19 protein-coding genes and 1 pseudogene are annotated in these 18,052 nt (G+C 64.4%); 11 read left to right on the top strand and 9 right to left on the bottom strand.

The genetic code is table 11. The features are described 5' to 3' along the window. Both DM995_RS21660 and DM995_RS04490 read right to left on the bottom strand, forming a co-directional pair. A pseudogene (locus DM995_RS21660) lies at positions 1–313 on the bottom strand (hypothetical protein); the annotation flags it as partial. 27 nt (positions 314–340) lie between these two features. Further along, a complete protein-coding gene (locus DM995_RS04490) occupies positions 341–1,588 on the bottom strand; it encodes a TIGR04063 family PEP-CTERM/XrtA system glycosyltransferase (protein ID WP_116968638.1) in 1,248 nt (415 codons plus the stop codon). Between the two features lie 124 nt (positions 1,589–1,712). On the opposite strand from DM995_RS04490, the gene DM995_RS21655 reads away from it, so the two are divergent. From DM995_RS21655 to DM995_RS04460, 6 genes are all read left to right on the top strand, one after another. Next, the gene (locus tag DM995_RS21655; protein WP_198669250.1) at positions 1,713–1,886 is read left to right on the top strand and encodes a hypothetical protein; all 174 of its coding nucleotides are present in this window, start codon (positions 1,713–1,715) and stop codon (positions 1,884–1,886) included. Beyond that, positions 1,879–3,237 (top strand): putative O-glycosylation ligase, exosortase A system-associated, encoded by a 1,359-nt coding sequence (locus tag DM995_RS04480; protein ID WP_116968636.1) that lies wholly within the window; start codon positions 1,879–1,881, stop codon positions 3,235–3,237. The genes DM995_RS21655 and DM995_RS04480 overlap by 8 nt, the downstream gene beginning before the upstream one ends. Positions 3,238–3,264: 27 nt before the next feature. Continuing rightward, entirely contained in the window at positions 3,265–4,443 is a 1,179-nt protein-coding gene (locus DM995_RS04475; protein WP_116968635.1) for a mechanosensitive ion channel family protein, read from the top strand. Between the two features lie 185 nt (positions 4,444–4,628). Then, positions 4,629–5,087, top strand: coding sequence for a MaoC family dehydratase (locus DM995_RS04470; protein ID WP_116968634.1), 459 nt, complete (start codon positions 4,629–4,631; stop codon positions 5,085–5,087). Between the two features lie 51 nt (positions 5,088–5,138). After that, positions 5,139–6,314: an acetyl-CoA C-acyltransferase gene (locus DM995_RS04465; protein WP_023838210.1), complete on the top strand. Its 1,176-nt coding sequence runs from the start codon at positions 5,139–5,141 to the stop codon at positions 6,312–6,314. A 129-nt stretch (positions 6,315–6,443) separates the two neighbouring features. Continuing rightward, positions 6,444–6,953 carry a pyridoxamine 5'-phosphate oxidase family protein gene (locus tag DM995_RS04460; protein WP_023838209.1) on the top strand — a complete coding sequence of 170 codons (510 nt, stop codon included), beginning with the start codon at positions 6,444–6,446 and terminating at the stop codon, positions 6,951–6,953. A gap of 56 nt (positions 6,954–7,009) precedes the next feature. Here DM995_RS04460 and dgcA read toward each other — a convergent pair whose 3' ends face one another. Then, the gene (gene dgcA, locus DM995_RS04455; protein WP_023838208.1) at positions 7,010–7,978 is read right to left on the bottom strand and encodes an N-acetyl-D-Glu racemase DgcA; all 969 of its coding nucleotides are present in this window, start codon (positions 7,976–7,978) and stop codon (positions 7,010–7,012) included. Between the two features lie 69 nt (positions 7,979–8,047). Beyond that, positions 8,048–9,268 carry a polyhydroxyalkanoate depolymerase gene (locus DM995_RS04450; protein WP_116968633.1) on the bottom strand — a complete coding sequence of 407 codons (1,221 nt, stop codon included), beginning with the start codon at positions 9,266–9,268 and terminating at the stop codon, positions 8,048–8,050. A 274-nt stretch (positions 9,269–9,542) separates the two neighbouring features. On the opposite strand from DM995_RS04450, the gene DM995_RS04445 reads away from it, so the two are divergent. Both DM995_RS04445 and DM995_RS04440 read left to right on the top strand, forming a co-directional pair. Next, complete coding sequence (locus DM995_RS04445) at positions 9,543–11,417, top strand: ABC transporter transmembrane domain-containing protein (protein WP_116968632.1); 1,875 nt, start codon at positions 9,543–9,545, stop codon at positions 11,415–11,417. A gap of 16 nt (positions 11,418–11,433) precedes the next feature. Continuing rightward, positions 11,434–12,465: an esterase-like activity of phytase family protein gene (locus DM995_RS04440; protein WP_157973070.1), complete on the top strand. Its 1,032-nt coding sequence runs from the start codon at positions 11,434–11,436 to the stop codon at positions 12,463–12,465. On the opposite strand, the gene DM995_RS04435 is transcribed toward DM995_RS04440, so the two are convergent. Together DM995_RS04435 and rpmB are read right to left on the bottom strand one after the other, a co-directional pair. After that, positions 12,440–12,907 carry a Rid family hydrolase gene (locus DM995_RS04435; RefSeq protein WP_023838204.1) on the bottom strand — a complete coding sequence of 156 codons (468 nt, stop codon included), beginning with the start codon at positions 12,905–12,907 and terminating at the stop codon, positions 12,440–12,442. The two genes, DM995_RS04440 and DM995_RS04435, sit on opposite strands and share 26 nt — an antisense overlap. After that, entirely contained in the window at positions 12,907–13,188 is a 282-nt protein-coding gene (rpmB, locus tag DM995_RS04430; RefSeq protein ID WP_023838203.1) for a 50S ribosomal protein L28, read from the bottom strand. Before rpmB ends, DM995_RS04435 begins: the two co-directional genes overlap by 1 nt. Positions 13,189–13,335: 147 nt before the next feature. Between rpmB and DM995_RS04425 the strand changes: the two genes are divergently transcribed. Further along, complete coding sequence (locus DM995_RS04425; RefSeq protein WP_116968630.1) at positions 13,336–13,791, top strand: nucleoside deaminase; 456 nt, start codon at positions 13,336–13,338, stop codon at positions 13,789–13,791. 117 nt (positions 13,792–13,908) lie between these two features. Here DM995_RS04425 and DM995_RS04420 read toward each other — a convergent pair whose 3' ends face one another. Then, positions 13,909–14,715: a LytR/AlgR family response regulator transcription factor gene (locus DM995_RS04420; protein ID WP_023837830.1), complete on the bottom strand. Its 807-nt coding sequence runs from the start codon at positions 14,713–14,715 to the stop codon at positions 13,909–13,911. Then, positions 14,712–15,809, bottom strand: coding sequence for a sensor histidine kinase (locus DM995_RS04415; RefSeq protein WP_116968629.1), 1,098 nt, complete (start codon positions 15,807–15,809; stop codon positions 14,712–14,714). The genes DM995_RS04420 and DM995_RS04415 overlap by 4 nt, the downstream gene beginning before the upstream one ends. A 106-nt stretch (positions 15,810–15,915) precedes the next feature. Between DM995_RS04415 and DM995_RS04410 the strand changes: the two genes are divergently transcribed. Together DM995_RS04410 and DM995_RS04405 are read left to right on the top strand one after the other, a co-directional pair. Further along, the gene (locus DM995_RS04410) at positions 15,916–16,515 is read left to right on the top strand and encodes an HD domain-containing protein (RefSeq protein ID WP_116968628.1); all 600 of its coding nucleotides are present in this window, start codon (positions 15,916–15,918) and stop codon (positions 16,513–16,515) included. Between the two features lie 17 nt (positions 16,516–16,532). After that, positions 16,533–16,994, top strand: coding sequence for a VOC family protein (locus DM995_RS04405; protein ID WP_198669249.1), 462 nt, complete (start codon positions 16,533–16,535; stop codon positions 16,992–16,994). A gap of 68 nt (positions 16,995–17,062) precedes the next feature. Here the strand turns inward: DM995_RS04405 and DM995_RS04400 are convergent, their stop codons facing one another. Continuing rightward, a complete protein-coding gene (locus DM995_RS04400; protein WP_116968627.1) occupies positions 17,063–17,959 on the bottom strand; it encodes an OmpA family protein in 897 nt (298 codons plus the stop codon). Between the last annotated feature and the right edge of the window lie 93 nt (positions 17,960–18,052).

Raw genomic sequence — 18,052 nt, 5'->3', positions numbered from 1 at the left:
TGGCAGATTCAAATCCCATATCGTCGCTCTCCGCACGCGGCAGCAGCGCCACCAGCGCTCCTGCGGTCAGTGTGCCAATGCCCGCGCTCAGCGCCAGCCTGGCGGTATCGCCTAGCGGCGGGGCAGCCGCGGGCAGCAGTTCGGCTATGCCATAGGCGGTGACAAAGCCCTCGATGGCATTCATCGGGATGAAGCTGCTGCCGAACGCGGCGGCCACGCCCCCGCCCAGCGCAATCGCGGCGGGATGGCGCGACAGGACGCTCGACCGGGCATCGCCGGTGCCATCCTGTTCATCCGCTTGCGGTGTCGCCATGCTGCTAAAACCCTGGTGCCATCGTCATCAGGCCGCGCTGGAAATGCGCCTGCCCATGGTCCGTTCTAGCATGTGTTGGTAAACGGGTTGATAACGCTGAACATTTCGCGCCCAGTTTCGCTCTTCCGCGACAAAGTGACGCGCGGTGGCGCGGCGTTCGTCCCAGCTGTCGCGCCCGGCGATCAGCCCGGCCAGCGCCTCGGCCATGGCAGGGGGATTGTCGGGTGCGAACAATGTGCCGGTGACGCCATCGGTAATCAGTTCGCGGTGCCCACCGACATTGGAGGCAGCAACCAGCCGTCCCTGCGCCATCGCCTCGAGTGGCTTCAGCGGCGTGACGGTTTCGGTGAGCCGCATCGCCTTGCGAGGGTATACCAGGATGTCGGTGAGGCTGTAATAGTGCTCGACCTCCGAATGCGGCACGCGCCCGACAAAGCGGATGGCGTGCGCGGCGGGCGAGCGTTCCGCCTGGGCGCGCAGCTCGGCCTCGGCAGGGCCGCCGCCCACCAGCAGCAGCCCGATGTCGGGATCGCGCGCGATCAGCAGCGGCATCGCGGCGATCAGATCGTCCAGCCCCTCATAGGGATAGAAGCTGCCGATGAAGCCGAGCACCGTCTTGCCGGTCAGCCCCAGCGCCTCGGCGCGCGCGGGATCGGCAGGCACGGGCGTCCCGAACAGCTCCATGTCCACGCCATTGGGCGAGACCATGATCTTGTCCCCAGGAAAGCCGCGCGAGATCAGGTCGTCGCGTAAGCCTTCACAGATCACCGCCACCGCATCCGCCTGCGCGACCGCGCGGTTTTCCATCTGGCGGGTGAGCCAGTATTTGGCGGAGGTCTCGCTGCCGGTACCGTTGCCGACCGCCGCATCCTCCCAGAAGGCGCGGATTTCATAGAGCACCGGCAGGCCCAGCCGCCGCCCGGCGCGGATCGCGGCAAGGCCGTTCAGCGCGGGCGAGTGCGCGTGCAGGATATCGGGCTTCCAGATCGCCGCCGTCGCCTCGGTCGCGCGGGCGAGCGCCGCGATATCGCGCCATTCACGCAGCCCTGGCGGCCCCGAAACCGGCTCCATCGTCCGATGAAAGGTCAGGCCGTCATGCTGCTCGACCGCCTCGATTTTCGAGCCGGCGGGCAGCGAGGCCTGATGCCGGACGCTGGTCACGCCGCGCACCTCCAGCCCGGCGCGCTGCTGTGCGGTCAGGATCGCGCGCGTGCGGAAACTGTAGCCGCTGTGGAGCGGCAGGCTATGGTCAAGAACGTGCAAGATCCGGGTCATGGCGCGCCTGCCTATGGCGCAAAAGGATTAACGCCGCGTCAACCCATTGCGCTTATGGCTGTAAACCGCAAGCCGACTGATGCATGGTCGGCGCGTCACACGTTCTGGGCAGGGCCGCGGGTTCATGGTCGACAATTTTGCCATTGCGATCTCGCACCTGCTGGTGGCGCTTGCCGCCTGGCGCCTGGTCTGGCGCGCCGATCTGGACAGGGAAGACCCGCCCGAAAAGGACAAGACCGGTAGCGGCTTCTTCCAGCGGACGGTTCGTCCGGGGCAAGGGGACGGCACCGATGCGTGACCTTGCCTTTGTCGGCTTCCTGATGGCGTTCCTGGCATTGGGCTTCAAGCGGCCGTTCATCTTCGTCCTCGCCTATGCCTATGTCGATATCGTCGCGCCGCAGCGCCTGTCCTACTGGATGCTCAATGCGGTGCCGGTGTCGCTGATCGTCTTCGGCCTGGCGTTCCTGGGCTGGCTGATTGCCGACGACAAGAAGGACGTGCGCGTCTCGTTCCGCCAGGGCGTGATGCTGCTGCTCTTCATGTGGTGCGCCTATACGACGCGCACGGCAGACTTCCCGATCGACGCGCAGGGCAAATGGGAATGGGTGTGGAAGGCACTGGTCTTCGCGATGTTCCTGCCGCTGACGCTGCGCACCAAACTGCGCATCGAGGCCCTGGGGCTGATGATGGTGCTGTGCGCCAGTTCGATCATCATCACCGGCGGTATCAAGACGCTTGTCTCGGGCGGCGGCTATGGCGTGATGCAACTGCTGATCTCCGACAATAGCGGGCTCTACGAAGGGTCGATCATCTCGACCGTCGCGATCTGCATCATCCCGCTGATCCTGTGGCTGGCCAATTACGGCACGATCTTTCCGCCCGACTGGCGGGTGAAGACCTTTGCCTATGCGCTGATCTTCGCCTGCCTGCTGATCCCGGTGGGGACCCAGGCGCGCACGGGGCTGGTGTGCATCGGCGTGCTTGCCGTGCTGATGCTGCGCTTCGTCAGATACCGCTTCCTCTATGCCGGGCTGGCGGCCGCGCTCGCGGTGGCGGCGGTGCCGTTCCTGCCGGCGAGCTTTACCGATCGCATGGCGACGATCGGCGAGTACAAGGCCGACCAGAGTGCCTCGACACGCGTCGCGGTCTGGGCCTGGACCTGGAAATATGTACAGCAGAACCCGATGGGCGGTGGCTTCGAGGCGTATCTGCAGAACAAGGTGAAGTTCGATACCGTCGCCGCCAAGGGCGATGGCCCCAACACGCAGATCGAGAAACAGGAAATCACCGACAAGGGCCGCGCCTATCATTCGAGCTATTTCGAGATGCTGGGCGAACAGGGCTTTCTGGGCCTCTTTCTCTGGCTGATCATCCATTTCGGCGGGGTCGTCCGGATGGAGATCATCCAGCGCATCTATCGCAAGCGAAACCGCGAGGACGAGAAATGGGTGGTCCCGCTGGCGCTCGCGCTGCAGAACGGCCAGATCATCTTCATGGTCGGCTCGGCCTTTGTCGGCATCGCCTTCCAGCCGTTCGTCTACATGCTCATCGCGATGCAGATCGGGCTCGACACCTATCTGGCGCGTCGTCGCAAGGAAGCCGCCTTTCGTCCGCTGATCGACGGTCGCACCGCGCCGAAACTTGCCTAATGCCCGCGTGAACCCTAACTCGGCGGGATGACGACGAAAAAGACCGCAGAGCCTTCCCCCGTCCTGCCTGAACCGATCACGGCCGCGAATGTCGAGCAGAAGCTGACCAGCCTGTGGAACTGGATCAGCGACCATGCCGTGGAAATCGCGATCGCGGTCGGCGTCGGCACCGCGATCTATCTGGCGCTCGCCTATCTTCAGCGCCATGCCCGTATTTATGCCGAAAAGCAGCCCGACCGGCTGTCGCTCGCCGCGATCATCGGGCGGACGCTGTCCAAGACCAAGCAATATTTCCTGATCATGGTCGCCGCGCGGCTGGTGGTGGGCTTCTCCGAAGCGCCCGACGGCATCGTCAGGGTGGTGACCTTCCTGTTCACCGTCGCAGCGGTGTTCCAGGTGGCGATCTGGGCGCGCGAGATCATCCTGGGGATGATCGAGCGCCGCGCTTCGGGCAGCGACGATGCGGGCAGCGAAACGCTGGCCAATGCGATGTCGCTGATCCGGTTGCTGGTCACGGTGGTGCTGTTCGCCATCGCCGCCATCATGGTGCTCGACAATCTGGGCGTGAACGTCACCGGCCTGATCGCGGGCCTCGGCATCGGCGGTATCGCCATCGGTCTTGCCGCGCAGGGGATATTCTCGGATTTGTTCGCGGCGCTCTCGATCATCTTCGATAAGCCGTTCAAGCGCGGCGAGACGATCGGCTTTGATACCACCACCGCCACGGTCGAGAAGATCGGGCTGAAAAGCGCGCGTCTGCGGTCGGTCAATGGCGAGGAGATCATCATCTCGAACACCAATCTGCTCGGCAAGCAGATCATCAACTACACGCGGCTCAACCGGCGGCGGACGCGCTATCGCATCGGGCTGATCTATCAGACCGCGCCCGACCGCGCGCGGCTCGTCCCCGGCATGCTGCGCAAGATTGTCGAGCAGGCAGGCGGCATCTTCATCCGCAGCGGTTTTGTCGGCTTCGGTGCCAGCTCGATCGATTTCGAGCTCGATTTCGACGTGATGAGCGCCGATTTCGAGGTGGTGTTCGAAACGCGGCACCGGATCGGCATCGCCATTCTCGAGCGGTTCAATGCCGAGAAGCTCGAATTCGCCTATCCGACGCAGACGTCGTTCACCGCCGCGCCCGATGGTCGGCTGGTCATGCCCTATCCCGAGGGTGGGTATCAGGTGACGATGCAGGAACACGAGTGATCCTGCGCCCGAGTCGGCGGGGCAGAGTTCGCTTTCCGTTTCCGTAAACTGCGTTGCATCGCCCGCTTGCCGTAGCGGCGCGCAGTCTGGCCTTGTATGGCTGGCGGAAAAGCGCCAAAAGACGCGCATTCCATGGCATGGCGTGGCGGCAGGACTCACGCCCGAACAGCGACAGGAGAGCAGGAATGAGCGCAATTTCCCCGCAGGAAATGAAGGGCATGGTCGGCCAGAATCTGGGCACCTCGGAATGGCTGCTGGTCGATCAGGACATGATCAACAAGTTCGCCGATGCGACCGGCGACCACCAGTTCATTCACGTGAACGAGGAAATGGCCAAGATGACGCCGTTCGGCGGCACCATCGCGCACGGCTTTCTCACGCTGTCGCTGTTCCCGGTGCTGATGGCCAAGTCGGACTGCCCGCGCGTCGAGGGCGTGAAGATGGGCGTCAACTATGGCGGCAACAAGGTGCGCTTCCTGGCGCCGGTGCGCTCGGGCAAGCGCGTGCGCGGCCATTTCAAGCTGCTCGAACTCGAGGAGAAGCGCCCCGGCCAGTGGCAGCAGACGCTCGAATTCACGGTCGAGATCGAGGGCGAGGACAAGCCCGCGGTGATGGCCGAATGGATCAGCCAGTTTTTCGTGTGACCCGTTTCCGCTCGTCATCGAACAGGGGCGAGCCTTTGAAGGAGAATTTCCATGCGTGATGCAGTCATCGTTTCCACCGCCCGCACGCCGATCGGCAAGGCCTATCGCGGCGGCTTCAACGCCACCCCGTCGCCGACGCTTGCCGCGCACTCGATCCGCGCCGCCGTCGAACGCGCCGGTATCGAGGGTGCCGAGGTCGACGACGTGGTGATGGGTGCGGCGCTCCAGCAGGGCGTGCAGCACACCATCGGCCGAACCGCCGCGCTGCGTGCCGGTCTGCCCGTCACCGTCGCGGGCATGTCGATCGACCGTCAGTGTTCGTCGGGCGTGATGTCGATCGCGACCGCCGCCAAGCAGATCATCGTCGACCGCATGGACGTTGTCGTCGCAGGCGGCGTCGAATCGATCTCGATGGTGCAGACCCCCGAAATGCGCGTCGGCCCCGATCCGGAGCTGCTGGCGATGCACAAGGACATCTACATGCCGATGCTGCAGACCGCCGAAACGGTCGCTGCGCGCTACAATATCAGCCGCGATCGCCAGGACGAATATGCCTATCGCTCGCAGATGCGCACCGCTGCCGCGCAGGCTGCCGGCAAGTTCGACGACGAGATCGTGCCCGTGAAGGCGAAGATGGCGTTCAAGAACAAGGAAACCGGCGAGGTCACGATGACCGATGTCGAGGTAACCAAGGACGAGGGCAACCGCGCCGACACCACGCTTGAGGGGCTGAAGGGCCTGCAGCCGGTCATGGGCCCGGGCATGAACATCACCGCGGGCAATGCCAGCCAGCTGTCCGACGGTGCCTCGTCGGCGGTGCTGATGGAAGCCAAGCTCGCCGAGCAGAAGGGCCTGCAGCCGCTGGGCCGTTATGTCGGGATGGCCGTGGCCGGCACCGAGCCCGACGAGATGGGCATCGGCCCCGTGTTCGCCGTGCCGCAGCTGCTCAAGCGCTTCGGCCTGAAGATGGACGATATCGGTCTGTGGGAGCTCAACGAGGCGTTCGCGGTGCAGGTGCTGTACTGCCAGGACGTGCTCGGCATTCCTGACGAGCTGCTCAACGTCAATGGCGGCTCGATCTCGATCGGTCACCCCTATGGCATGACCGGCGCACGCTGCACGGGCCATGCACTGATCGAAGGCAAGCGTCGCGGCGCCAAATATGTCGTCGTGACCATGTGCGTCGGCGGCGGCATGGGCGCTGCGGGCCTGTTCGAGGTCTTCTGATCGCCGTTCTGGCCGACCCGCCCTGGCAGCGATGCCGGGGCGGGTTCTTCTTTGCGAGCGGCTGGTGCCGGCCATGGGAACGCGCGTCGCGGTCCGTCGTATCCTTTGTACCCGTTACAGGAGCACGATATGACCCCCGACACCCCCCATGCTTCCACCGAAGATACCTATGAGGCGCTCGATGCGTTCTGGAGCGCGCTGGAGAGCAGCCCGTTCCTGATGCTCGGCCTGCCAGCCCAGGTCGCGCACAGCATGCCGATGACCGCGCAGTTCGACGGCCGTCACGGCCCGATCTGGTTCTACGGATCGCGTTCGAGCCGACTGACCGAGGGCCTGACCTCGACCAACGATGCCATGGCGCAATATGTCGGCGAAGGGCACAAGCTGTTCGCGTGCATCTCGGGCATGCTCACCATCGACAACGATCCGGCGATCATCGACAAGTTCTGGTCGAACTCGGTCGAGGCCTGGTACGATCAGGGCAAGAACGATCCCGATCTGGTGATGCTGCGCTTTGATCCCAGCCATATCGAAATCTGGCAGGCGGACATGACGCTGATGGGCAAGCTGAAAATGGCGTTCGGCGGCACGATGTCGGCCAAGGACCTCGAGGGCAAGCACGTCGAAACCGCGCTTTGACCCCGGAATTCCGCCGCCTGCCCATCGCGTCCGGGCGGGCGGCGGATTACTCCTGATCAGCCGAGGCTGATGATGCCGTTCTCGAACCGGAATCCGCCCGCGCGGTCCTTCTTGAGCAAAGCCGGGCCGTCGAGGTCCACCCAGTCGGCGGTCTGCGCAAGATGGAAGGCCGGACGGATGCCGAGGCTGGTCGAGAGCATGCAGCCGACCATCGTCTTCAGCCCGCGCGCCTTGGCCGCTTCGCTCAGACGCAGCGCCTCGGTCAGGCCGCCGGCCTTGTCGAGCTTGATGTTGACCGCCTGGAAGGTCGCCGCGACGCGATCGATATCCTCGGCGACATGGCAGCTCTCATCGGCGCAGAAGGGCAGGGCGCTTTCGACGCCTTCCAGATCCTCCTCGAACCCGGCCTCGACCGGCTGTTCGATCAGCTCGACCCCCAGCTTCTTGAGCGCGCCCGTCATCTCTTCCAGATCGACCTCTTCCCAGGCCTCGTTGGCATCGACGATCAGCCGCGCATCGGGGGCCCCGACGCGCACCGCGGCGACGCGCATCAGGTCATCGTCGCCATTGAGCTTCAGCTTTAGCAGCGGATAGCCCTTGGCCGCCGCCTTCTTGGCATCGGCCTTCATCACTTCGGGCTCGTTGAGCGAGATAGTATAGGCGGTGACCAGCGGCTTGGGCTGGGGCAGGCCTGCCAGCTGCCAGAGCGGCTTGCCGGTGGCCTTAACCTCGAGATCCCACAATGCGGCATCGAGCGCGTTGCGCGCTGCGCCTTCCATCATGGTCTTGAGCAGGTCCTCGCGCGTCAGCGGGCGGTTCTGCTTGGCGCGCATGTCGATGGCTTCGGCGCACAGGTCCGCAGTCTCGCCCTCGTAATAGATGGGCGTGCCTTCGCCGCAGCCGACATGCGTGCCGTCGGTGACCTCGCAATACACGACGTCGACATCGGTCTTGGCGCCGCGGCTGATGATGAAACTGCCGTCAACGGCAAAGCGCTCGACGCGCACGGTCTTCAACTTGATCATGCGCGCGGCGATAGGGGGCGGGGGCCGGGGCGGCAAGCCTGAAACGCCGCTCCCGGCCCATTCGTGCGATCAATTGTGGGTGGCAATCCACTCCTCGACGACCGGCGCAATCCGCTCGCGCCACTTGCTGCCGTTGAAAATGCCGTAATGGCCGACGCTTTCGGCCATCAGATATTTCTTCTTCGCCCTGGGCAGCTTCGGCGTCAGCGTCAGCGCGGCGCGAGTCTGGCCGAGGCCGCTGATATCGTCGCGTTCGCCTTCGATCGCCAGCAGCGCGATATCGGTGATCGCACCCGGGTCGATCCGCTTGCCTCGGTGCATGAACTCGCCCTTGGGCAGCGAATGCGTCTGGAACACGTTCTCGACCGTCTGCAGGTAGAATTCGGCGGTCATGTCGCAGACCGAACGATATTCGTCGTAGAAATCCTTGGTCGCATCGGCGCTTTCACCGTCACCATTGACCAGATGCTTGAACATCTCCCAATGGCTCATCATGTGGTTGCCCAGATTCATCGTCATGAAGCCGGTGAGCTGCATGAAGCCTGGATAGACCTTGCGGCCCGCGCCCTTGTACTGGAAGGGCACCTTGGCGATCACGTTATGCTCGAACCAGGCCAGCGGGCGCTGCGTGGCCATGGTGTTGACCGCCGTGGGCGCCTCGCGCGTGTCGATCGGCCCGCCCATCATCGTCAGCGTCCTGGGGCGGCACGGATGCTGGTCCGCCGACATCAACGCAGCGGCGGCAAAGCACGGGACCGAAGGCTGGCAGACGGCCAGCATGTGCGCACCGGGGCCGATATGCTCGAGGAAACCGACCAGATAGTCGATATAGTCGTCGAGGTCGAACCGGCCTTCCTTCAGCGGCACGTCGCGTGCATCTGCCCAGTCGGTGATATAGACCTCGTGCTGTGGGATCATCCGCGCGACGGTGCCGCGCAGCAGCGTGGCATAATGGCCCGACATCGGCGCGATGATCAGCAGGCGCGGGGCATCCTTGGCCAGCTTTTCATGGCGGAAGCGGATCAGGTCACCGAACGGGCGTTCCAGCACGACCTGTTCATCGACCGCGCTCGAAACGCCGTCGATCTCGACCGTGCCGATGCCGAACGCGGGCTTCCCGCGCGGCGCCGAGGCATGCGCGAAGACCTCGAGCGCCGAGGCCATGATCGGCTCGCCGCCGAAAAACGTCATCGGGTTGAGCGGGCTGTTCAGCATGTTCGCGCCCATCGTCGCGATGGCGCTCGCGCTCGAAAGGAACGAGCGTTGAAGTTCATAGGCGTGGTAAAGCATCAAATTCCCCTGCAAACCGCCGTGTCCGCTTGGTGCGGCTCTGTCCGGCGGCCTCTCACCTGCCAATGTTGCGCTGCACCACCGAAAATACAAGCGATTAACGCAGGCGCAGCGTTCCTGGTTGCCGGTAAAAAGCATGGCACGACCGGGTTAATCAATCGGTTACAGGCGTTTAGCGAGATGTAAACTTCGCGTCCCGAAACGGTGATGTGACGCAGGCGCGGCAAGCCCAAAATCGTTGAGTGCGACGGGCGGGCCTGCTAGTCGCAACGCCATGGCGGAAACACAGAATCCAGCGGTGGCTGCGGCGGCTGCAAACGACACAGCGGGCATCGACGAACCGGGCGCGGAGCTTGCCGGAAACGGCAAGGGCAAGCGGGGCAATCCCCGCCAGCTCGGCAATCTGGCGATGCTCGCCAGGTTTGCGGCGGCCTATCCGCGACAGATCGCCTTTGCGCTGCTGGCATTGACGGTGGCTGCGGGTGCGACGCTGGCCATTCCGGCGGGCTTCAAGCTCGTGATCGACCGCGGCTTTGGCGGTGATGGCGGCAGCACCGAGGATATCGGCCGCTGGTTCCGCTATCTGTTCATGATCACGGTGATCCTGGGCGTGTCGACCGCGCTGCGCTTCTATTTCGTCTCGTGGCTGGGCGAGCGCGTGGTCGCCGACATCCGCCTCGCGGTCCAGCGCAACCTGCTGGGCCTTGCCCCCAGTTTCTTCGAGACGAACCGGCCTTCGGAAATCGCCTCGCGCATGACGTCGGACACCGCGATCGTCGAGCAGGTGGTGGGCACCACCGTGTCGGTGGCACTGCGCAACCTGGTCGTTGGCGTGGGCGGCATCGTCTATCTCTTCTCGCTTGCGCCCAAGCTGACCGGCATGCTGCTGCTCGGCATCCCGCTGGTCGTGCTGCCGATCGTGTTCATCGGCCGGCGGCTGGAAAAGGTCGCGCGCTCGAGCCAGGACCGCGTCGCCAATGTCGGCGCGACCACCACCGAAGTGCTCGGCGCAATGAAGATCGTCCAGGCATTCGGCCAGGAAGAGCGCGAAGCTGCACGGTTCGGCGAGGCGGTCGAGACCACCTTTGCCACCGCGCGCCGCCGCATCACGCTGCGCGCCAGCCTCACCGCCGTGGTCATCACGCTGATCTTCGGCGCGATCACCGCGATCATGTGGCAGGGCGCGATCGACGTGATCGAAGGACGGCTTTCGGGCGGCGACATCGCCGCATTCGTGCTCACCGGCGGTCTGGTCGCCGGCGCGTTCGGTGCGCTGACCGAGGTCTATGGCGATCTGCTGCGCGCCGGCGGCGCGGCCGGACGGCTCAACGAACTGCTCAACGAACAGCCCGAGATCAAGGCTCCGGCCAATCCCATCGTGCTGCCGGTCCCGCCGCGCGGCCAGCTGAGCTTCCAGAATGTGAGCTTTGCCTATCCGACCCGGCCCGAAACGCTGGCGCTCAAGGATTTCTCGCTCCAGGTCTCGCCGGGCGAGACCGTCGCGATCGTCGGTCCTTCGGGCGCGGGCAAGTCGACCCTGTTCCAGCTCGCGCAGCGCTTCTACGATCCCCAGGCCGGATCGGTGCGGATCGATGGCGTTGCGCTCTCTTCCGCCGATCCCAGGGAAATCCGCCAGCGCCTGGCGTTCGTGCCGCAGGAAAGCGTGCTGTTCGCCGCGAGCGCGCGCGACAATCTGCGCTATGGCCACTGGGCTGCGACCGACGAGCAGATCTGGGAGGCGGCGCGCGCGGCCAATGCCGAGGAGTTCCTGCGCAAGCTGCCCGAGGGTCTCGACAGCTATCTGGGCGAGGGCGGGGCGCGGCTTTCGGGCGGGCAGCGCCAGCGCATCTCGATTGCGCGCGCGCTGCTGCGCAATGCGCCGATCCTGCTGCTCGACGAGGCGACTTCGGCGCTCGATGCCGAGAGCGAGAAGCTGGTGCAGGATGCGCTCGAGCGGTTGATGCAGGGACGCACGACGCTGGTCATCGCGCATCGGCTGGCGACCATCCGCTCGGCCGACCGCATCATCGTGATGAGCGACGGCGGCATTGTCGAGGAAGGCACGCACGATCAGCTTTCCGCACGCAACGGCCTGTATGCGCGGCTTTCGGCGCTGCAGTTCACCGAGGGGCCGCTCGCTGCCGAGTGACCTGGAGGCCAGGGCGGTGGAGCCGATCGAACCCGAACCGCGCGGACGCGCAGCACTGCGGCGCGGGCTCGCGCTCACGTCGCTGCTGTTCTTCCTCGGAACCGGTGCGTTCGTCGCCGATTCGCCGATTCCCGGCAATGACAGCCAGCAGATCACCGTGCGCACGCCGCGCGACCTGCCAAGGCTGCCACATCGCATCGGCAACGGGCCGCTGACGCTGATCGGCGGGTGGGAGCTGTTCAGCGACAATAGCGAATTCGGCGGGTTTTCCGCGCTGCACGCGATGGGCGACGGGCGTCTGCTCGCGCTCAGCGATGCCGCCATCCTCGCGGGCTTCACGATCACGTCCAAGGGCAGGGCGGAGAACAGCTTCATCGCACCGTTGCCCGTGCGCAGGGGCGAGCGCAGCACGAAGAAGGATCAGGATTCCGAAAGCCTGACCTTCGATCCGGTCACCGGGCGCTATTGGGCGGGCTTCGAGCAGCGCCACCGCATCCGCCGCTATGCCCCGGGCTTTGCCCGCGCCGAGGCAACCGGCAAGCCGCCAGCGATGCAGGAATGGCCCGACAATGGCGGAGCTGAAGCGATCGTGCGGCTGCGCGACGGCCGGTTTCTTGTCTTTGCCGAATCGCGCTCGATCCGGCCCGGCGTGACCGTGGGGCTGATCTTCCGCTCCGACCCGGCCGAACCGGGGGCCAGAGCCTTGTCATTCGCCTATCAGCCGCCCGAGGGGTATCGCATCACCGATGTGGCACAGCTGCCCGATGGCCGGCTGGTCGCACTGCACCGCCGCTTCCATTATGCCGAGGGGGTCAGCGCCAGGATCGCGCTGATCGATGTCAGGCGCGTGCGCCCCGGGGCGTTGGTGCGCCCCAGCGTGACCGCGACGCTCAAGCCGCCGCTGCCGGTCGACAATATGGAAGGGATCGCGGTCGATCGCGAAGGGAAGCGGACAATCCTGTGGGTGATCGCGGACGACAACTATCTGTCGTTGCAGCGCAACCTGCTGCTCAAGTTCGAATTCAGCGAACCTGCTTCTTCGCGATGAGCTTGATCTCGGTCACGCCGCCGGGCGAATAGAGCCGGCTGACCTGCACGGCGGTCCAGGCGGCAAAGGGCGGGGTGATGAACTGCTTCTGCACTTCGGACATGACCGCAACCTGCGGCTCTATGTCGGTGTGGAAGCTGGTGATGTCGACGACATCTTCCCAGGTCGCGCCGGCACGCAGCAGGATGTCGCTGATGCGACGATAGACGCGCTCGAACGCGGCCTTGTCGGCGGTGGGGCCGACGACGACGCCCGACAGGTAGATGGTCCCGTCGCGCAGGATGACGGCATCGCTATAGCCCGCGCTCTCCTGAAAGGCGCGTTCCTGCGGATTCTCCGAGTACAGGACGTCGGCGGTGGTGCGCGTACCCGCCGAGGCGGGACTGGCCAGCGCTGCAAGGCCCAGCGCACCGGCGATCAGCACGGTGCGCTGGCAGGCCATCAGGCCGCAGCCTTGTGCAGTTCGCGCTTGATCTTGGCAGCGCGCGCCGACAGCTTGTCTTCGCTGGTCTTGAGCAGCCAGTTGTCCAGGCCACCGACATGCTCGACCGAACGCAGACCGGCAGTCGACACGCGGAGCTTGAAGCTGCGCTCGAGCTTTTCGCTCATCAGCGTGACGTTCTGCAGGTTGGGCAGGAACACGCGCTTGGTCTTGTTGTTGGCGTGAGACACATTGTGGCCCACCATCCGGCCCTTGCCGGTCAGTTCGCAGATGCGCGACATGATAAAGAATCCTGATGCAATAGGTTTGCTAGAAGAACGGGGCGGTTAGCGTCAGATGACCTTCAAGTCAACCGCCTGCGCGCCGATAACCCGTATCTGCCGCGAATCCGCTGGCGGCGCAAGCCGCATTGCGGCAAGGCGGATGTCATGACGCTGGATACCGCCCGCCATCATGCCGCCCTTGCGCTCGATCTCGCGCGCCAGGCGGCGGCGCTGGGCGAGGTGCCCGTCGGCGCGATCGTCGTGCACAAGGGGACGGTGATCGGCCGGGGGCACAACCAGCCGCGCGGCCGCAACGATCCCACCGCGCATGCCGAGATCATGGCGATCCGCCAGGCCTGCGCAGCGCTGGGCAGCGACCGGCTGACCGGCTGCGATTTATGGGTGACGCTTGAGCCGTGCGCGATGTGCGCGGGGGCGATCGCGCACGCGCGGATCGCACGGCTGCATTATGCGGCCGGCGACCCCAAGGGCGGGGCGGTGGAGCACGGCCCGCGCCTGTTTCATCAGCCCACGGTGCTCCACAAGCCTGAGGTCTATACGGGCGTCGGCGAACAAGAAGCGGCTGCTCTTCTCAGGGCGTTCTTTGCAGAAAGACGATAGCCCACCCATCGTCATTCCCGCGAAAGCGGGAATCCCGCTTTCAATCGGGCGTACTGCGGAAGCGGGACCCCCGCTTTCGCGGGGGTGACGATGTATCTGGGCAAACGGAAGCAGATCTTAGTGGACGAACCTTGCCACGACGTCGCGATAGCTGCGCGAGACCTTCACCTGCGCGCCCGATTCGAGCACCAGGAAGCACTCGCCATTGGTGTGCGGCTTGACCTGGCGGACCAAGCCGAGATTGACGATCGTCGAGCGGTGCACGCGCTGGAAATTGCGCGGGTCGAGCCGCTTTTCGAGGTCCTTCATCGTCTCGCGCAGGATCAGCGAATTGTCGCCGGTATAGATGCACATGTAATCGCCGGCAGCGTCGATCCGCTCGATCGTGTCGACATCGACGCGGAAAATCTGTCCGCGATCCTTGATGTTGATGAGCTTTTCATAGCGGTTCGACGAAGCGGCTTCGTCTTCCTCGCCCAGATCGAGATTCTCGACGGCGTCGGGCGCGACCTCGTTGAGCACGTTCATCAGCTTGACCGCTTCCTCGCGCCCCTTCTTGTCGCGGATGCGCTCGCGGATGCGATCGATCGCGTCGGCAAGGCGCACGTCCTCGACGGGCTTGAGCAGATAATCGACGGCCTGCGCCTCGAACGCCTTGATCGCGTGCTCGCTATAGGCGGTGCAGAACACGACCAGCGGCGGTTCGATGTCCATGATCCCCTGCACCACCGAAAAGCCGTCGAAACCCGGCATCTGGATGTCGAGAAAGATCAGATCGGGCTTGAGCGTCTTGATCTTGCGGATGGCTTCGCGGCCGTTGAGGCAGGTATCGATAATCTCAATGTCTTCGAACTTCTCCAGCCGGAGCTGCATTCCCTGGATCGCGAGCTTCTCGTCATCGATCAGGATGGTGCGGATGGTCATGCCTGTAATTGCCTTTGTTCGCGTGTTTCAAACGGAATTTCGATAATCACGCTATAGCCGCCCCCGGGTGATGATCGTGTCTCAAACCGGTGATTGTCTTCATATGCCTGGGACAGTCTGTCCCTGATGTTCGCCAGTCCGACCCCGGTTGACGCATTGGCTTTCTCGCCCTGCTTCTTCAATCCGGGCCCTGTGTCGGTTACGGTGATACGCAGCAGAGGTCCGATGAGTTGCGCCGATATGTTGATATCGGCCCCGTCCTCCTTGGGTGTCACCGCATATTTAATGGCGTTCTCGACCAATGGTTGCAAGAGCAACGATGGCAGCAGCGCCTTCGACGCATTGGTCTCGATGTCGAAATGCGCCCGCAGGCGTTCCTCGAAGCGCATCTTCTCGATATCGAGATAGAGCTTGAGCGTCTCGACCTCCTGATCGAGCGTCACCCGCGCGGTCGGCTCGTTGGCGAGCGTATAGCGCAGGAACGAGGAAAGGCGCGACAGCATCGCGTTCGCAGGCTCGGTCTGCTTGAGCAGCACCAGTGTCGAGATGCTGTTCAGTGTGTTGAACAGGAAATGCGGGTTGAGCTGATAGCGCAGCATCGCGAGCTGCGCGCTGGTCGCCTGGTTTTCCAGCCGCAGCATCTGGTCCTGCTGTTCCTCGATGCGCAGGAAGAAGTTGATCGCATAATAAAGCGCCGACCAAGCCCCGAGCAGCGTGAGGTCGAGATAGAAGGCGCCGAGCAGGATTGCGGTGAAATTGCTGTCGCTTCCGGGCCGATAGAGCGTCGCGACCCAGGCATCGACAAAGGCCCAGAGCGCGGACCCCGTCAGCAGCACGATCAGCGTGACGCCCCAGGTGACCAGCGGCTTGCGGTCGATCAGCGTCTGATAGATCACGCTCATCACCAGCGATACCGAATAGCCGGTGATCGTCGCGATGATGATCGGCACGAGAAACGAGATCGGCTGGCCGTTGGCGAGCCCGGAGATGCCGCGCAGCGCCAGGGCTCCCGCCCAGCCCAGGGTCTGCAGGTTCCAGAAGGCCCGGTTCTTGTTGGCGAAGAACGGTGTCGGCTTGATGGGCAGCATCGCCATGATGAAACCGGGTCTAGCCGGTTTCGCTCCATCCCCCCACAATTTTTTGCATGTTCGGATGGGCTGGGTTAGCCTGTCCGAAAGAACAGACAGGAAAGGATGCGCCATGACCGACACACTGGCACCCGAGGCACGGGCCAGGTTCACCGCGATGACCAACGGCACGCAGGAGGACTGGGCCATCATCGCCGGGCAATATCGCGAGTTCGCCGGAGGCCTTGCTGACCGGGTGCTGGCGCACCTGCGGCTGCTCGATGGCGATTTCGGCGGTTTTCCGATCGACCGGCTGCAGCACAGCCTGCAGACCGCGACCCGCGCGCACCGCGATGGCCGCGACGAGCCATATGTCGTGATGGCGCTTCTCCACGATATCGGCGACACGCTGGGCAGCTTCAACCATCCCGATGTCGCTGCCGCGATCATCAAGCCGTTCGTATCGGAGGAAATCCACTGGATCTGCGCCAATCACGGCGCGTTCCAGGGCTATTACTATTTCCATTTCATCGGCGGCGACCGCGACGTGCGCGAGAATTTCCGCAGCTCGCCTTACTTCGACGCCTGCGCGGAATTCTGCGAGAAATACGACCAGGCCGCGTTCGACCCGGACTATCAAAGTGAACCACTCGAATTCTTCGAGCCGATGGTGCGCCGGGTGATGGCCCGCCCGATCAACTCGATGTACGCCAAGGTCGCGGAGCAGGCCTGATCGGGGTGGGTCGAAATGTGCCGGCATTTCCCCTGCTGCTGGCGCTCGCGGCCTGCGCGCCCGCTGAACAGGCGTCCGCGCCAGCGCTCGGCACGCGGCAGCAGACCATGATCAATCCCGTGGTCCATTTCGAGATCCCGGTGGAGGACTTGGACCGGGCCGTGCGCTTCTATGAGGAGGTGTTCGGTTATCGTCTGCGACGGGAAACCGTCGACGGCTATCCGATGGCCTTTTTCCCGCGCGCCGATGGCGGGGCAGGAGCGAGCGGAGCACTGGCCAAGGGCGATGTGTACAAGCCGGCCAAGGCGGGGCCGTTGCTGTATTTCGACGTCGCCGATATCGACGAAACGCTCGCGCGCGCAACCGCGCAGGGCGCGACCGTCTTGTACCCCAAAAAGGACATAGGCGAGGCGGGGTACGTCGCCGAGATCGAGGACAGCGAAGGCAACCGCATGGCGCTCAGCGCGCCGAGGGGTTGAGGCGAGCGAACGAAAAAGGGGCACCCGCGCCAGGCGGATGCCCCATTCACCTCGTCGCGAAGAAAGGTTCAGCGCGCCGAATTGTCGGCGTACAGCCCGTCCACGGCCTTGCTGACCAGCACATTGACCGCGACGCGGCGGTTCTGCGCCTTGCCCTCTTCGGTCATGTTGTCCGCAACCGGGTCGGCCTCGGCCATGCCCGCCGGGGTCAGCATGCGATAGGGCTTCCACTTGCACACCTGCTGGAGATAGTTGATCACGCTGGAGGCGCGCTTTTCGCTCAGCGTCTGGTTGAACTCCTCGTCGCCATCGGCATCGGTATAGCCGACGACCAGCAGCAGCGCATTGTCCATCTGTTCGGCCGAACCGGCGGCGGCGCAGAGCTCCGCCTTGGCCTGATCGCTCAACTTGGCCTGCGCGGTGTCGAAATAGACGTTGGTCGTCGCCTTGACATTATACTGGTCGATATCGCCCATCCGACCGCGCAGCGCCTCGGTGGCGGCCGACTGTTCGGCAAACTGCTGCGCGGTGCCGGTGCGGATCATCGAGGCGGTCTTGAAATCGGTGTTCTTGAAGGTGATCTGGCTGGCGAGCAGCGTATCGCCCGACTGCAGCGTCTTGATCGTCAGCGGCAGGCCGTTGAGCAGCGCGCCGGTGTCGAGCTGGGTGCGGCTCGATCCGAACAGGCCGCCGGTCGCGCGGACCTGGGTCTGGTCGCTGACGAACAGGATGGTGCGGCTTCCATCGGCGGTCTGCACCTGGATGCGGTCGCCCTGACGCGCGGTGAGCACGCCCTTGATCTCGGGCCCCTTGGTCATCGTCGCGGGATCGGGCAGGGCCTCGGCTTCGCTCGCGACATCGGCGCGCAGCGGCGTGCTCTGCTGTGCCACCAGGGCGGTGGAAGCCGAGAGCGCCAGTGCGGCGATCGTCAGACGGAAGCCCGAAGACTTGGCGTGAAATTGCATCGAGTTGCTCCTTGAGGAATGGAATATCGTCCCTGTTCCCTCGGAGACTGATAGGCCTGTGGATGGGTTCCTGAGGCGACTCGACGCGTGCGG

The organism is Blastomonas sp. UPD001 (genome assembly GCF_003426715.1).
GTDB lineage: Bacteria > Pseudomonadota > Alphaproteobacteria > Sphingomonadales > Sphingomonadaceae > Blastomonas.
Note: the sequence above shows the minus strand (reverse complement) of the source record. Positions and strands in the feature narration are given on the sequence as shown.

Bases quoted from the DNA above. Each gene is read 5' to 3' on its own strand.
- DM995_RS21655 (WP_198669250.1), top strand. From the start codon at position 1,713: ATGGTCGACAATTTTGCCATTGCGATCTCGCACCTGCTGGTGGCGCTT.
- DM995_RS04480 (WP_116968636.1), top strand. From the start codon at position 1,879: ATGCGTGACCTTGCCTTTGTCGGCTTCCTGATGGCGTTCCTGGCATTG.
- DM995_RS04450 (WP_116968633.1), bottom strand. From the start codon at position 9,268: ATGCTTTACCACGCCTATGAACTTCAACGCTCGTTCCTTTCGAGCGCG.
- rpmB (WP_023838203.1), bottom strand. From the start codon at position 13,188: ATGTCGCGCATCTGCGAACTGACCGGCAAGGGCCGGATGGTGGGCCAC.
- dgcA (WP_023838208.1), bottom strand. From the start codon at position 7,978: ATGATCAAGTTGAAGACCGTGCGCGTCGAGCGCTTTGCCGTTGACGGC.
- DM995_RS04435 (WP_023838204.1), bottom strand. From the start codon at position 12,907: ATGGCCTGCCAGCGCACCGTGCTGATCGCCGGTGCGCTGGGCCTTGCA.
- DM995_RS04410 (WP_116968628.1), top strand. From the start codon at position 15,916: ATGACCGACACACTGGCACCCGAGGCACGGGCCAGGTTCACCGCGATG.
- DM995_RS04445 (WP_116968632.1), top strand. From the start codon at position 9,543: ATGGCGGAAACACAGAATCCAGCGGTGGCTGCGGCGGCTGCAAACGAC.
- DM995_RS04475 (WP_116968635.1), top strand. From the start codon at position 3,265: ATGACGACGAAAAAGACCGCAGAGCCTTCCCCCGTCCTGCCTGAACCG.
- DM995_RS04460 (WP_023838209.1), top strand. From the start codon at position 6,444: ATGACCCCCGACACCCCCCATGCTTCCACCGAAGATACCTATGAGGCG.
- DM995_RS04415 (WP_116968629.1), bottom strand. From the start codon at position 15,809: ATGGCGATGCTGCCCATCAAGCCGACACCGTTCTTCGCCAACAAGAAC.
- DM995_RS04470 (WP_116968634.1), top strand. From the start codon at position 4,629: ATGAGCGCAATTTCCCCGCAGGAAATGAAGGGCATGGTCGGCCAGAAT.
- DM995_RS04400 (WP_116968627.1), bottom strand. From the start codon at position 17,959: ATGCAATTTCACGCCAAGTCTTCGGGCTTCCGTCTGACGATCGCCGCA.
- DM995_RS04465 (WP_023838210.1), top strand. From the start codon at position 5,139: ATGCGTGATGCAGTCATCGTTTCCACCGCCCGCACGCCGATCGGCAAG.
- DM995_RS04425 (WP_116968630.1), top strand. From the start codon at position 13,336: ATGACGCTGGATACCGCCCGCCATCATGCCGCCCTTGCGCTCGATCTC.
- DM995_RS04490 (WP_116968638.1), bottom strand. From the start codon at position 1,588: ATGACCCGGATCTTGCACGTTCTTGACCATAGCCTGCCGCTCCACAGC.
- DM995_RS04420 (WP_023837830.1), bottom strand. From the start codon at position 14,715: ATGACCATCCGCACCATCCTGATCGATGACGAGAAGCTCGCGATCCAG.